General features: G+C 59.1%; 15 protein-coding genes. 9 read left to right on the top strand and 6 right to left on the bottom strand.

The window, feature by feature from the left end; all coding sequences use genetic code 11:
- Nucleotides 1-50: 50 nt before the first annotated feature.
- Nucleotides 51-398, bottom strand: coding sequence for a hypothetical protein (locus KGA85_RS07700; RefSeq protein ID WP_223461297.1), 348 nt, complete (start codon nucleotides 396-398; stop codon nucleotides 51-53).
- Between the two features lie 232 nt (nucleotides 399-630).
- Nucleotides 631-1,530, bottom strand: coding sequence for a lipid A hydroxylase LpxO (gene lpxO / locus KGA85_RS07695; protein ID WP_223533884.1), 900 nt, complete (start codon nucleotides 1,528-1,530; stop codon nucleotides 631-633).
- Between the two features lie 488 nt (nucleotides 1,531-2,018).
- On the opposite strand from lpxO, the gene KGA85_RS07690 reads away from it, so the two are divergent.
- Nucleotides 2,019-3,605 carry an ABC-F family ATPase gene (locus tag KGA85_RS07690; RefSeq protein WP_223461293.1) on the top strand — a complete coding sequence of 529 codons (1,587 nt, stop codon included), beginning with the start codon at nucleotides 2,019-2,021 and terminating at the stop codon, nucleotides 3,603-3,605.
- A 229-nt stretch (nucleotides 3,606-3,834) separates the two neighbouring features.
- On the top strand, nucleotides 3,835-5,022 hold the full coding sequence (locus KGA85_RS07685) for an MFS transporter (RefSeq protein WP_223461291.1): 1,188 nt from the start codon (nucleotides 3,835-3,837) through the stop codon (nucleotides 5,020-5,022).
- A 105-nt stretch (nucleotides 5,023-5,127) separates the two neighbouring features.
- Here the strand turns inward: KGA85_RS07685 and KGA85_RS07680 are convergent, their stop codons facing one another.
- Entirely contained in the window at nucleotides 5,128-6,165 is a 1,038-nt protein-coding gene (locus KGA85_RS07680; RefSeq protein WP_223457128.1) for an alpha/beta hydrolase family protein, read from the bottom strand.
- Nucleotides 6,166-6,333: 168 nt separating this feature from the next.
- A complete protein-coding gene (locus tag KGA85_RS07675) occupies nucleotides 6,334-6,945 on the bottom strand; it encodes an FMN-dependent NADH-azoreductase (RefSeq protein WP_223457126.1) in 612 nt (203 codons plus the stop codon).
- Nucleotides 6,946-7,076: 131 nt separating this feature from the next.
- Here KGA85_RS07675 and KGA85_RS07670 point away from each other — a divergent pair, with 131 nt between their 5' ends.
- A complete protein-coding gene (locus KGA85_RS07670) occupies nucleotides 7,077-7,985 on the top strand; it encodes a LysR substrate-binding domain-containing protein (RefSeq protein ID WP_223534850.1) in 909 nt (302 codons plus the stop codon).
- Nucleotides 7,982-8,341 carry an MmcQ/YjbR family DNA-binding protein gene (locus tag KGA85_RS07665; RefSeq protein WP_223533439.1) on the top strand — a complete coding sequence of 120 codons (360 nt, stop codon included), beginning with the start codon at nucleotides 7,982-7,984 and terminating at the stop codon, nucleotides 8,339-8,341. Before KGA85_RS07670 ends, KGA85_RS07665 begins: the two co-directional genes overlap by 4 nt.
- Before the next feature lie 9 nt (nucleotides 8,342-8,350).
- Here KGA85_RS07665 and KGA85_RS07660 read toward each other — a convergent pair whose 3' ends face one another.
- Nucleotides 8,351-8,782, bottom strand: a complete 432-nt coding sequence (locus KGA85_RS07660; RefSeq protein ID WP_223534846.1) for a DUF1294 domain-containing protein — start codon at nucleotides 8,780-8,782, stop codon at nucleotides 8,351-8,353.
- Nucleotides 8,779-9,609 carry an undecaprenyl-diphosphate phosphatase gene (locus KGA85_RS07655; RefSeq protein WP_223457117.1) on the bottom strand — a complete coding sequence of 277 codons (831 nt, stop codon included), beginning with the start codon at nucleotides 9,607-9,609 and terminating at the stop codon, nucleotides 8,779-8,781. The genes KGA85_RS07660 and KGA85_RS07655 overlap by 4 nt, the downstream gene beginning before the upstream one ends.
- 415 nt (nucleotides 9,610-10,024) lie before the next feature.
- Between KGA85_RS07655 and pnuC the strand changes: the two genes are divergently transcribed.
- From pnuC to KGA85_RS07630, 5 genes are all read left to right on the top strand, one after another.
- Complete coding sequence (pnuC, locus tag KGA85_RS07650) at nucleotides 10,025-10,588, top strand: nicotinamide riboside transporter PnuC (protein WP_223457115.1); 564 nt, start codon at nucleotides 10,025-10,027, stop codon at nucleotides 10,586-10,588.
- The gene (locus KGA85_RS07645; RefSeq protein ID WP_223533436.1) at nucleotides 10,585-11,109 is read left to right on the top strand and encodes an AAA family ATPase; all 525 of its coding nucleotides are present in this window, start codon (nucleotides 10,585-10,587) and stop codon (nucleotides 11,107-11,109) included. Before pnuC ends, KGA85_RS07645 begins: the two co-directional genes overlap by 4 nt.
- A 356-nt stretch (nucleotides 11,110-11,465) precedes the next feature.
- The gene (locus KGA85_RS07640) at nucleotides 11,466-11,903 is read left to right on the top strand and encodes a hypothetical protein (RefSeq protein WP_223457113.1); all 438 of its coding nucleotides are present in this window, start codon (nucleotides 11,466-11,468) and stop codon (nucleotides 11,901-11,903) included.
- A 1-nt stretch (nucleotide 11,904) separates the two neighbouring features.
- Nucleotides 11,905-12,483 (top strand): adhesin, encoded by a 579-nt coding sequence (locus KGA85_RS07635; RefSeq protein ID WP_223457111.1) that lies wholly within the window; start codon nucleotides 11,905-11,907, stop codon nucleotides 12,481-12,483.
- Nucleotides 12,484-12,547: 64 nt separating this feature from the next.
- Nucleotides 12,548-13,399 carry a heme utilization protein gene (locus KGA85_RS07630; protein WP_223543036.1) on the top strand — a complete coding sequence of 284 codons (852 nt, stop codon included), beginning with the start codon at nucleotides 12,548-12,550 and terminating at the stop codon, nucleotides 13,397-13,399.
- Nucleotides 13,400-13,454: the final 55 nt, after the last annotated feature.

Raw genomic sequence — 13,454 nt, 5'->3', positions numbered from 1 at the left:
ATGGAAATGGGGCCTGGTGAAAAATAGCGGGCAGACGTCATGCCTGCCACTCAACGGTTGCTGGTGCCGGTGTCTCGTGGGGGAGGATTGGGAATGAATTTCGGTGGGCTGGCGGGAGCTGTCCGGTCGGGATAGCGATTACCGATGCCACCGTTGTCCAGCGTCGGCGAGCGCTGGACCGGCACGGTATTCGGCCCGCGTATTGCCGGGGCACTGGGTTGGGTGCCTTGCATGCTGTTGGGATTGGCCCGCTGAATCGGACTGTTGTAAGGGTTGTTGCGGGTGCTGCCCGGCAGGTTCTGGGCCAACTGCAACGGAGCAAGGGCATCGGCCTGGGCCAGTGGGCCCAATACGGTACTCAAGGCCAGCGCGATGGCGCCAAACGCATATCGGTTCATGGGGTGCCTCTCTGCGTCCGCGTGGATAAGGACTTCGATACCACGCTACGCCCGAGGTTCGGATTTGTTAACCAAAAACTCCCCGGCACGATGCAACACGGCGTTGATTCGGCCTCTTCGCGAGCAGGCTCGCTCCCACAATGGACGGTGGGCATTCATGACATTTGTGGTTGACTCAAACCTGTGGGAGCGTGGCTTGCCCGCGATGAGGCCTGCCGCCCCAACACCCGGCTCAGATCAGAATGAACACCACCAGCAACCCGGCAAAGATCGACCACTTTTCAAGGTAGTAAAGCTTGCGGTTGCGCTTTTTCAGTTCCTTGGCGCGCAGGCGAACCTTGTAGACCTTGCTGAACAGTCGGTTGAGCCCGCCGGTCCGGTCTCCGTCCTCGTTCGGTGCACCTGCCGCCGACATGACATGGCGACTGAACCAGCGATTGAATGCCGCTGCCCACCGATATTTCATCGGCCGCTCGACGTCGCAGAACAAAATGATGCGATTGTGCGGCGTGGTGTTCTCTGCGTAATGAATGTAGGTCTCATCGAACATCACGGCTTCGCCATCGCGCCAATGGTAGTTCTTGCCATCGACATTGATGTAGCAACCGTCGGCGTTGGGTGTGTCCAGCCCGAGGTGATAACGGTACGAACCGGCATACGGGTCGCGATGGCGCACCAGTCTGGAGCCCGGTGGCAACTCGGCGAACATCGCCGCCTTGATCGAGCAAATGCCCTGTACCAGTTCGGTGGTGCGCGGGCAGAGTTTCATGGCCGACGGGTGGCTATCGCCGTACCACTTGAGATAGAAGCGCTTCCAGCCGGTCTTGAAAAACGAGTTGAAACCGACGTCATCGTATTGATTCGAACGCTTGATCTCGCCGGCGTGAAGCAAGTTCTGGCCTTCGGCACGAATTTCTTCCCAATGCGCCTGCAGTGGGCTCAGGTCGGGGAAGTCGACCGGGTCGAGATAAGGCTTGTTGGGGATTTTCGAAAACAGATAAAGAAAGCAATTGATCGGTGCCAGAAACGTCGAGTGATCACTCAACTGGCGACCCAGCTTATGGCGTACTTGACCACGCAGATGGACATACGCGATAGAGACAACGTAGAGAACGGCAATGATCAGTTTCACGAAAATCGTCACAGGTCGGAAGTAAACAAACTGCGCCCTTTCCCGGCATGCCGGTCCCTGGGTCTTGTACAGCGGCTGAATACGAAACAGCGGCACCGTAGTGCCATTGAACTACGCCGATGGTCGGCATTCAGCTGATGGATGGCATTTTAGCCACAGTTTGTAACCAATAGTTAACCTGCAACTGTGAAAATGTGTGCGCAAAAACCGCCAAAGCGTTGCAGAGGCCTCATCGCCCTATCGTTTAAAGAGCCAGACCAGTACAATCGCCGCCAAACTTTACGCGCCCCCAGGTTGAGAGCGGGAAAAATCCCCTTTCAGCCTACGTTGACTCGGGCCAAGCGCGCCACATGCTGCTGTCCACTTAAATGCCAGATGGATCTTCCACTGCTGATCGGGATGAATGTCCCGGGTCCGAACAGTGGAACGGGTACTGAACCGGTACTGCCGCAACCCTAGCTACTCTGAATGCTTCGCAGGAAAAACCTTTGATTTCTACAGCTAACATCACGATGCAGTTCGGCGCCAAGCCGCTCTTCGAAAACGTTTCGGTCAAGTTCAACGGTGGCAACCGTTACGGTCTGATCGGCGCCAACGGTTGCGGCAAGTCGACCTTCATGAAGATTCTCGGCGACGACCTCGAGCCGTCCGGCGGCCAGGTCATGCTGGAGCCGAACGTGCGTCTGGGTAAATTGCGTCAGGACCAGTTCGCCTACGAAGAATTTACCGTGATCGACACCGTGATCATGGGTCACGAAGAGCTGTGGAAGGTCAAGGCCGAGCGCGACCGCATTTATTCGTTGCCGGAAATGAGCGAAGCAGACGGCATGGCCGTGGCCGAGCTGGAAACCGAATTCGCCGAAATGGACGGCTACACCGCTGAATCCCGCGCCGGCGAACTGCTGCTGGGCCTGGGTATTCCCCTGGAACAGCATTTCGGCCCGATGTCCGAAGTCGCTCCAGGCTGGAAACTGCGGGTATTGCTGGCCCAGGCGCTGTTCTCCGATCCGGAAGTGCTGTTGCTCGACGAACCGACCAACCACCTGGACATCAACACCATTCGCTGGCTGGAAACCATTCTCAAGGCGCGTAACAGCACCATGATTATCATTTCCCACGACCGTCACTTCCTCAACAGCGTCTGCACCCACATGGCTGACCTGGACTACGGTGAGCTGCGCCTGTTCCCGGGCAACTATGACGAGTACATGACCGCGGCAACCCAGTCCCGCGAGCAGTTGCTGTCGGACAACGCCAAGAAGAAAGCCCAGATCTCCGAACTGCAGACGTTCGTCAGCCGCTTCTCGGCCAACGCCTCGAAAGCCAAGCAGGCCACCTCCCGCGCCAAGCAGATCGACAAGATCCAGCTGGCCGAAGTCAAGCCATCGAGCCGCGTGAGCCCGTTCATCCGTTTCGAACAGACCAAGAAGCTGCACCGCCAGGCCGTGACCATCGAGCAGATGTCCAAGGGCTTCGACGGCAAGACCCTGTTCAAGAACTTCAGCTTCACCGTCGAAGCCGGCGAGCGCCTGGCGATCATTGGCCCGAACGGTATCGGCAAGACCACCCTGCTGCGCACCCTGATGGGCGAGCTGACCCCGGACGCCGGTTCCGTGAAGTGGACCGAAAGCGCGGAGCTGGGCTACTACGCCCAGGACCACGCCCATGACTTCGAAGACGACGTCAGCCTGTTCGACTGGATGGGCCAGTGGACTCAGGGCGAGCAGATCATCCGTGGAACCCTGGGCCGCATGCTGTTCTCCAACGATGAGATTCTCAAATCGGTCAAGGTCATCTCCGGTGGTGAGCAAGGCCGCATGCTGTTCGGCAAGCTGATCCTGCAAAAGCCGAACGTTCTGGTGATGGACGAACCGACCAACCACCTGGACATGGAATCCATCGAGTCGCTGAACCTGGCGCTGGAAAACTACCCGGGCACGCTGATTTTCGTCAGCCACGACCGTGAGTTCGTATCGTCTCTGGCCACCCGCATCATCGAGTTGAGCCCTAACGGCGTGACCGACTTCAGCGGCACCTACGACGACTACCTGCGCAGCCAGGGTGTGGTGTTCTAAGGGCAGCTATCAGTTTTAAGCTGCAAGCTACAAGTTAAGAGCCCTGTCCATGTGACGGGGCTTTTTGCGTTTCATGGGTGGGATTTTCTGGGTGCAGAATCCTTCGCGAGCAAGCGGGCTTGATCGCGAAGAGGCCATCAATGACTGCAAAATTAGTTAGCCTGCTTCCTTTTATGACAACGCCGCGCCATGATGCAGTTCTCCCACCGCCGCCCGCGAACGAGCCATCATGTCTGTGCAGCAAGTTGCTCCGCAAAGCTCTATGGCGATCACCCTGCAGATCGTCTCCATCGTTTTCTATACCTTTATTGCCTTCCTCTGCATCGGTTTGCCGATTGCGGTATTGCCGGGTTATGTCCACGAACAACTCGGGTTCAGTGCCATCGTGGCCGGGTTGACCATCGGCTCGCAATACCTCGCCACCCTGCTCAGCCGGCCCATGGCCGGGCGGATGTCCGACAGCATCGGCACCAAGCGCGCAATCATCTATGGCTTGTCGGGGATTGTGCTCAGCGGCGTGCTGACCTTGCTGTCGACCCTGTTGCAAGGCTTTCCCTTGCTCAGCCTGCTGATCCTGATCGCCGGGCGCCTGCTGCTGGGGATCGCCCAAGGGTTGATCGGCGTCGGCACCATCAGTTGGTGCATGGGCCAGGTGGGCGCCGAGCATACCGCGCGCTCGATTTCCTGGAACGGCATCGCGTCCTATGGGGCGATTGCCATTGGTGCACCGCTGGGCGTGGTCATGGTGCAACAACTGGGTTTCGCCAGCCTGGGCATCGCCCTGTCGCTGCTGGCCCTGGCCGCACTGTTGCTGATTCGCAACAAGCCCTCGGTGCCGGTGGTGCGCGGTGAACGTTTGCCGTTCTGGGCGGTGTTCGGGCGCATTGCGCCGTTTGGCGCGAGCCTGAGCCTGGCGTCCATTGGGTACGGCACCCTGACGACCTTTATCACACTGTACTACGTCAATCGCGGCTGGACTGGCGCGGCCTACTGCCTGACCGTGTTTGGCGTGTGTTTCATTCTGTCGCGGCTGTTGTTCATATCCGCCATCAGTCGTTTCGGCGGGTTCACGTCGGCCATTGCCTGCATGTGCATTGAGACGGTTGGCCTGGTGCTGCTGTGGCTGGCACCTTCGACCGGGTATGCGCTCATTGGCGCCGGCCTGACCGGGTTCGGCCTGTCCCTGGTGTATCCGGCGCTGGGTGTCGAGGCCATCAAGCAGGTGCCCAGCTCCAGCCGGGGCGCGGGCCTGAGTGCTTATGCGGTGTTTTTCGACCTGGCGCTGGCCATCGCAGGCCCGTTGATGGGCGCAGTGGCGTTGAACCTGGGTTATGCGTGGATTTTCTTCAGTGCGGCGTTGTTGTCGGTGACAGGCCTTGGTCTGACGTTGTTGCTCAAGCGCCGCGCGATGGCTTGATGTGGGAGCGGGCTTGCTCGCGAAGGCGGCGTGTCAGGCAGTACTTATGTCTACTGACACACCGTATTCGCGAGCAAGCCCGCTCCCACAGAGGGTCGAGGACACTCACTGATCAGCCGTTTGCATACCCGCCCGAGTCGCCCTGCCCAGTGTGCGCGAGAAGAAGCGTCCGGCTTCAGAGATCAGATTGCGGTGAATGTCTTGCCGATCGACGCCATCGGCATCGGTGCACAGCGCGGGCATGATCACGATCTGCTCGTCATTGCATGGCGCCATGAACACGAAGTGCCCTGCCCCGGCCAATAACTTGAAGTCAGGCGCCGTCGGCAGTTTGCGCGCCAGTGCCGCGGCGTTCTTGTCGACTGCCACCAATTTGTCGCCATCGCCGCTGTAAAGCAGCACCGGCACATGCACATCGGCCAGGGTGTGGCGGCCGAACTTCAGGCTCAACGGCGCCATCAGCATCAAGGCGTGGACGCGAGGATCAGGCACCGGTTGCAGGTCGTCGCGGTCGACAATCAATTCGCCCTGGGTGTTGCAGGCATCGTGGTCATCCGGGCGCTCCTGGCAGTATCGGCGCAGGCGATCCAGGTCCGGGGTCGCGCCGGACAGAATCAATGCGGTCTCGCCACCGGCCGAGTAACCGATGACCCCCACCTGGTCGGCATTGACGAACGGCGACAGCATACGGTCGCCCAAGGTAGCGGTAATGGCTTCGGAAATCTGGATCGGCCGGCCGTACAGGTTACTCAAAGTACCGAGTCGGCTGTGGTCTCTGGAGTTGTCACCGGGGTGAATCACCGCCACCACGACAAAACCTTTGCGCGCCAGCGACGTAGCAAGGTCGTGCAGTGCCAGGGGGGTGCCGGTGTTTCCGTGGGACAGCATCAGCATCGGGAACCGGCCAATGGCGACCTTGGTGTCCTCTCCGGCTTCGACGGTGTAACCCTCGAGCTTGCTGGTGTGCTCCCGATCACTGGAAGGATAGAAGGCGATGGCACGCATCGGCTGCAGGTCCAGCGGGTCGAGGAAAGTCATCTCGTGGAAGCCGACGCTCCAGTGAGGATGCGGTGCAGGCGCGGCGTGCACTGTATTCAAGCTGCTGAGCAGGCAAAACAGTAAAGTTGCACAAAGACGCATCATCGGATGCCCCACCTTGTTACCGGACTTGTGACGTGAACCCTGACTGCATAAGTCAGGCCACAATCTGAAACGACCAGAAACAAAAAACTCCGTAGCTGGTACTTGCGTAACCAGACTACAGAGTTTTTTGGGGCTTTACCTGTACGGTTGCCTACTTTTACGCAAGCCTTACGCTGCGGCGAACAACTGCTCGCTGATTTGTGCGTGGGCAGCGCTCATGGCTTTGTTGCGAACGTCGTCACCGTAAGCCAGGCCTTCGGCGCGGACGATTTCGATGTCGGTGATGCCGATGAAACCGAACAGCAACTTCAAGTACTCTTCGTGGGCAACACCGCTTGCCTGACCGGCGTGCATGCCGCCGGAAGTCGAAACGATCACGACTTTCTTGCCACCGCATAGGCCTTCAGGGCCGGCTTCGGTGTAACGGAAGGTCTGGCCGGCAACGGCGATGCGGTCGATCCAGGCCTTCAATTGAGTCGGAATGGTGAAGTTATACATCGGTGCGGCAATCACCACGGCATCGGCGGCGAGGAATTCGGCCAGGGTCGAGGCGCTCAGTTCGGCTTCGTGCTGTTGTGCGGCGTTGCGCAGTTCAGCGGTGGTGCCGGCGGCGACCAGGGTGGTGGCGGAGAAGTGGCTGATGGCGTCGGCGGCCAGGTCGCGGTAGGTCACCACAGCGGTTGGCTCGGCGGCTTGCCAGGCCTTGACGACTTCGCCGCTCAACTGACGGGAAGCCGAGTTGTCGCCCAGAATGCTCGAATCGATATGCAGCAGTTTCATGTGGGATCTCCAGGTGAGGATCGCCCACAAGGGCGATCTGATGGGACTAATCCTACAGACGAAACCAATAGCTGATTAGACGGCAACAATGCGATAGTTCGTCCCACAGATAGAACAATCGGATTCACATCATGCAAGACCTCAACGACCTGTATTACTTCGCCAAAGTCGTGGAAGCCGGGGGATTCGCGGCGGCCGGGCGTTTGCTGGGCATCCCCAAGTCACGATTGTCACGGCGCATCGCCGAACTGGAAGAACGCCTTGGCGCACGATTGCTGCAACGCACCACCCGACAGCTGAAGCTGACTGCCGTGGGTGAACGCTACCTCAGGCACTGCCAGGCGATGCTGCTGGAGGCGGAAATGGCCGACGAGGCTGTGGCCAGCATGTCCAGCGAGCCTCGCGGGCGTTTGCGGGTGTCCTGCCCCGTCGGGCTGGCCCATGAAATATTGCCCGGGGTGATCAGCGACTTTCTGGAACGCTTTCCGCAAGTCCAGCTGGAGGTGATGCTGCTCAACCGGCGGGTTGACCTGGTAAACGAAGGCATTGACGTGGCCCTGCGTGTGCGGGAGCTTGGCGACGAAGACCCGCTGCTGGTCACCCGCCGTCTGCGTCAGGCGCAGATGCTGATGGTCGCCAGTCCCGGCTTCCTCGTTGGTCGTGAGATCAACCATCCCGAGGACCTGAAAAGCCTGCCAGTGCTCGGCGCCCTGGAAGCCGACCGTATGGTGCACATCCGCCTGCTGGATCAAAAAGGCAAAAGTTATGAACTCGCGCTCGAGGCCCGGCTGGGCATCGATGACTTTATCGTGCGCAAGGCCAGCACCCTCTCTGGTCTGGGCTTTACGATGCTGCCCATGATGTATTGCGAGCAGGAACTGGAAAACGGCTCACTGGTGCAGTTGTTGCCCGACTGGTCGTTGCCCGGTGGCTGGCTGCAAGCGGTCTATCCTCATCGACGCGGGGTCATGCCGGCGGTACGCGCCTGGATTGACCACTTGGTCGAGTCATTCAATGCCTGTGGGGAACGCTTGTTATGAAAGCCGGACGGATGAGCGAAGAGGATGTCGCGAAATTCTGCCTTACCCTGCCCGGAGCACGGGAAGACTATAAATGGGGAGGCGTGCGGGTGTTTTCGATTGCCGGGAACAAGATGTTCGCCTTGCAGGGCCTGCGGGGTGATTCCCTGGCCTTCAAGGTCGACAAGGATCTGTTTCTCGGTCATTGCGACCGTCCGGGGATTCATCCGGCGCCTTATCTGGCGCGCGCCCAGTGGATCATCATGGAAACGCCCTACCCGCTCGGTAGCGAAGAACTACAGGGATTGCTGCAGCGTTCCCACCAATTGGTGGTCAGCAGACTGCCAAAGCGCACTCAAGTCGGTATGTTGCTATAGGTCCTTGTTTTATCGGAACAAGGCGAACAGGTGCGCGCCGAGGAACAGGTGGTCAATCCAGAACACCTGGTGCAGTAGCACGATGATCCAGAACACCAACTGGTACGAGACTTTGCGGGTTTTGTGCCGAAACGCTTGCTGGGCCAGCAAGGCGCCGGGCCAGCCACCGGCGAGCTCCAGCGCATGCAGGACATTCTCCGGCGTACGCCATTGCTCGGCGCGGGCCTTGCGCTTGTCGCTCCAGTACAGCAAAAACGTCACGACGCTGACGATGCCGTAGGCCGCCAGAGGAATCAGAGATACCCCGTGCAGCCATGACGACACCGAGCCTGACAACGGCAACGCGCACAGGATTGCAAACACCAGCCACTTCAGCCGTGAATAGCGGACCTGTCCCCCGGACTGGCGTCCGGGGTTATTGCGCGAGCGCGAGTCACTCACGGCTTGGCCGCGCTCCAGTCGACCCAGCCGAATTGCCAGGTCGCCAGGATGATCAGGCCGAACACAATGCGATACCAGGCAAACGCCGCATAGCTGTGGTTGGCGATGAACTTGAGCAGCCCGCGGACCGCGATCATCGCGAAGACGAACGCTGTGACGAAGCCGATCGCGAACACCGGGAAATCCGCCGGGACAAACAGGTGACGGTATTTATAGCCCGAGTACACCGCTGCGCCGACCATGGTCGGCATCGCCAGGAAGAACGAAAACTCGGTAGCGGTCTTGCGCGACAGGCCGAACAGTAACCCGCCGATGATCGTCGAGCCCGAACGCGAAGTGCCCGGAATCATCGCCAGGCATTGGGCGAAGCCGACTTTCAGGGCATCTTTCCAGGTGATGTCATCCACTGTTTCGGCGTGTACTTCATGCTGCCGGCGCTCGGCCCACAACATGATGAACCCGCCCACGACCAGTGCCGTTGCCACAGTGATCGGATTGAACAGGTACTCGTGAATCAGGTCGGCGAAGATCACTCCCAACACCACGGCCGGCAAGAACGCGATCAGCAGGTTCGCGGTAAACCGCCGCGCACCCGGCTGGGTCGGCAGACCGATGACCACGTCAAAGATCTTGCGTCGAAACTCCCACACCACCGCCAGGATGGCACCCAACTGAATAATGATGTTGAACGCCATCGCCCGCTCGCCCCCGAAGCCGAGCAAGTCGGCCACGATGATCTGGTGGCCGGTACTGGAAATGGGCAGGAACTCGGTCAGCCCTTCTACAACCCCAAGAATCAATGCCTGAAAGGCGGTCCAAAGATCCATCAATCCCCCAAAAGGCTATGCGCGTCGGCATGCCCCGTTAGTATTTTTCAAAAGCTTGAATTGCGATCAGCGTAGCTGAAGCCCCACGCATCAAGGATCACCACTGAACCGTAAAAATCCTGTGAAAAAACAACCCTGATTCGGGGTTTACCCGTGCGGGGCCGAAATCCTATCAGACAAGTCCGATTGGCGCTGCCGCGTTATCAATCGCCGCTCGCACAGGCTCGTGCGGCAAAGCGTGGCTGGATGCTGGCAATGATTTATGACAGGAACAAGAATCCGCGGCTGTACCCGCAAGATCACGACCGATTTCAGGATTGCTTCGCGCGCCAATGAAGCACACCTTGCGCCGCGGGATTCCCGACGCCAATCCGGTTACAATCCGCCCCCTCTTCGATTTCCCCAAGGAACCTCCATGTCCGGGCTTGAACTGTTTGCCGCCGCCCTCGGTGTCATTGCCGTCTGGTTGACGGTCAAACAGAACCCCTGGTGCTGGCCCATCGGCCTGGTCATGGTGCTGCTGTATAGCTGGATCTTTTTTGAGGTGAAGCTGTATTCGGACATGCTGCTGCAAGTCGTTTATGCCGCCTTGCAGCTTTACGGCTGGTGGCAGTGGACGCGGTTTGGCGAAACGACCCATGGCCGCGAAGTCAGTCGGCTCGATACCCGGTCTGTGGCGTTGAGCCTTGCCATCGGTGCAATCGGCAGCCTGTTGCTGGGGGCGGCCATGGCCCACTGGACGGACGCTGCGCAACCCTGGCTCGATGCGGCATTGACCGGATTCAGCCTGGTGGCGCAGGTCTGGATGGCGCAAAAACGTGTCCAGTGCTGGCCGCTGTGGATCGCCCTGGATGTGATTTTCGTCGGGCTGTTCATCTATAAGGACCTGTACCTGACCGCCACCCTGTACGGGTTGTTCACCGTTATCGCCGTGCAGGGCTGGCGCGAGTGGCGCGCCGATCCGGCATTGCACGCATGAAAGTCCTGGTACTCACAGGCCCCGAATCCAGCGGTAAAAGCTGGCTGGCGGCCGAGTTGCAACAGCGTTTCGGCGGGGTTCTGGTCGACGAGTATGTGCGCTGGTTCATCGAGCAGAATCCGCGGGACACCACCTTGGCCGACATTCCGCAGATCGCCCGCGGTCAATTGGCATGGGAAGACGAAGCGCGGGCGCAACAACCGCCTTTGCTCATCCTCGACACGCACCTGCTGAGCAATATCCTCTGGAGCCAAACCTTGTTTGGCGACTGCCCCGCCTGGATCGAACAAGCGCTACTGGCCCGGCATTACGACTTGCACTTGCTGCTGTCGCCGGAACACGTCGACTGGACGGATGATGGCCAGCGCTGCCAGCCCCGACTGAGTGAGCGCCAGGCATTTTTCGAGCAGACCCTGGCCTGGCTCGAGCGCCACGCACAACCGGTTCAAGTACTGCACGGAGACTGGGCAGAACGCCGATTCCAGGCACTGAACGCCGTGACCCGATTGCTCGATGCCTGACCGGCCTTTGGGGCAATTTCCCCACCATCCCCCCCTGTTTTTGGGGGAAAGTGTCCGATCCTGAAACACCCTCTCTGTCTCAAACCACCCATTTCAGCGCCTTTCATCGTTTGGTCATCGGTTTTGTTAAGTCATTGATACAACGTCGCTGAAACCCCTGTTCCAGAGCGGTTTATCCGCATTTGCGGGTTGCCTGCGCAGGGTTTTGTCTCACCTTTGAAACATTCTCGGCAAAGGGTTCCCGGAAAAAGTCTGCAAGCCATTGAATCAACGCGATATTCAAAAACCGGCACAGGTTTCGCTCTATTCCTTAAACAGCTGACCAGGGACGGCCGTCAAATGAAGGAATAACCGTCGTGGGGATATTCAACAAAAAGGGCTTGGCGTGCCTCCTGCTGATCGCGAGCGCAGGTGGCACGATACTCAGTTTCAACGCTCAAGCCGAAGGCAACGGTGTCATCGTGCTTGATCGTTCTGTTCACCCGACTCCCATCGGTCGCAGCGGCGGCAGGGATCCGAACCCGAACACCATCAATGCCAACCCATCAGCCCGCGTCACCGGCGAACTCAGCGACGCCGACATTGCCGGAGTAACCACCGGAACGGCCCTTCGTAACAGTAACGGGCAAAGCCTGAGTGGAATGCAAGGCCTCAACGTCATCACCAACCCCAATGGTTTGCCTGGCATGTCCGTCGGCCACGGTGGCGGCAGTGGCGGTGCCATTTCCGGAACCATCAACCGCGCCATGAGCACCGGCCTCGGCTCACTGGGCAGAATAGCGGGAGGCCAATGAGATGAGTCGATCCCTCCTGTTACTTGCCCTGCTCGGCTGCACCAGTGTGATGGCCGATTCGGGCGTCAGTTCGGTTAACACCGCCTCCATTCAGGATTCCGGTACTCAATACCGAGGCAACTTCAACGTCAACCAGGCGGCCGGTGATCAACAGCAGCAGGCCAACGTCCGCGCAATCGCCATTGGTACCCAAGCCGGTGCGACCACCAGCGTCCAGCAGAAAATCACCACGCCCGCCAATCCGTCGATGGATGCAACGACCAATATCGGCGGCGCCGCCTTCAGTAATGGCAATGGCGTACTGGGCGTCAACCAGGGTGCCGGGGCGAACAACCAGATGGCCAACGCCATGCGCATCAGCATCAGCGCTGCACCGCAAGCCATTGACGATAGTGCCCTTTCTCAACAGAACGTGGCGTTGTTACCGAACTCGGGAGCAACTGGCACCCCAGACGGCAGTCGCCAGGTCGTGACAAGCGACCAGGCCTTCACCGGCAGCCGGGGAGTCATCCAAGTGAACCAGAGTGCCGGGGTGGGGAACCGAATGGCTAACACCCTGAGCATCCGGGTCGCTGACTGACCCCATTACAGTGCGTTTAGGGACGTACCAACACTTGACCAACTAATGAGCACGGAGAAACACCATGAACCCGATAACTGCTCTCAAACCTCTGGCTTTCGCTCTGGCAGCAGTGATGGCATTCGCAGCCCAAGCAGGCGGTATTGATGGTCAAGGCAACGGTCAGGGCACTGAGCAAGGCAACAACCTTCAGCCTGAAGGCCCGACTCTGGATCAATTTCTGCAGATTACAGCAGGCGCCGGGGCCGCCGTGCTGGACTCGCAGAACAGCAGTCACAACTCCGTATCGAACCATGGCACCCAAAACGACGCTAAAGTCGATAACTCCCTGAACAACTCCAACGGCAACATGGGTGCCAACGTTGCAGCCGGTGACGGCAACCAACAAGACAACGCCGCCGCCCTTGCCACTGCTGACGAAAGCTTTATTTTTGGCACTGCCGTCGCCGTCTCCAGCGCGACACAGAGGAGCAACGGCAACACCGCCAGGAACCGCTCCAACACCAACAACACAACGCTCAATAACGCCGGCAACAGCGGTTCCGGCAACATCGGCATCAACGTGACCACCGGCGCCTTCAACCAACAGAAAAACAACCTGGCGATTGCCGTTTCGGGCGGCCGTGTAGCACTAGCGGCGGCAGCGGCCAACCAAAGCACGTCCGGGATGAAGGTCACCAACAACGGCAATTCCACGACTGATTTCGTAGCCGTGGGTGTATTCGGTCTGGCTGGCGTAACCACTCAACAAGTGATCACTCCAGATAGCTGGAGACCCCCTGTAACCAACAATGCTTCGATAACGGGCTCGATGAACAACTTCTCCGGCAACGGCGGAGCGAACATATCGTCCGGCGTAGGCAACCAGCAAAGCAACTCGCTGTCCATCGCCGCAGGCTGCAAAACTTGCCAGTAATCGCGATCGCAATCGCAATGAAAGCCCCGGCGACGGGGCTTTTCTACAGCCCCAA

It is taken from the genome of Pseudomonas sp. GL-B-12 (assembly GCF_019955895.1).
In the GTDB taxonomy this organism is placed as follows: Bacteria; Pseudomonadota; Gammaproteobacteria; order Pseudomonadales; family Pseudomonadaceae; genus Aquipseudomonas.
The sequence above is the reverse complement of the archived record's forward strand: the minus strand, read 5'-3'. Positions and strand labels throughout refer to the sequence as shown.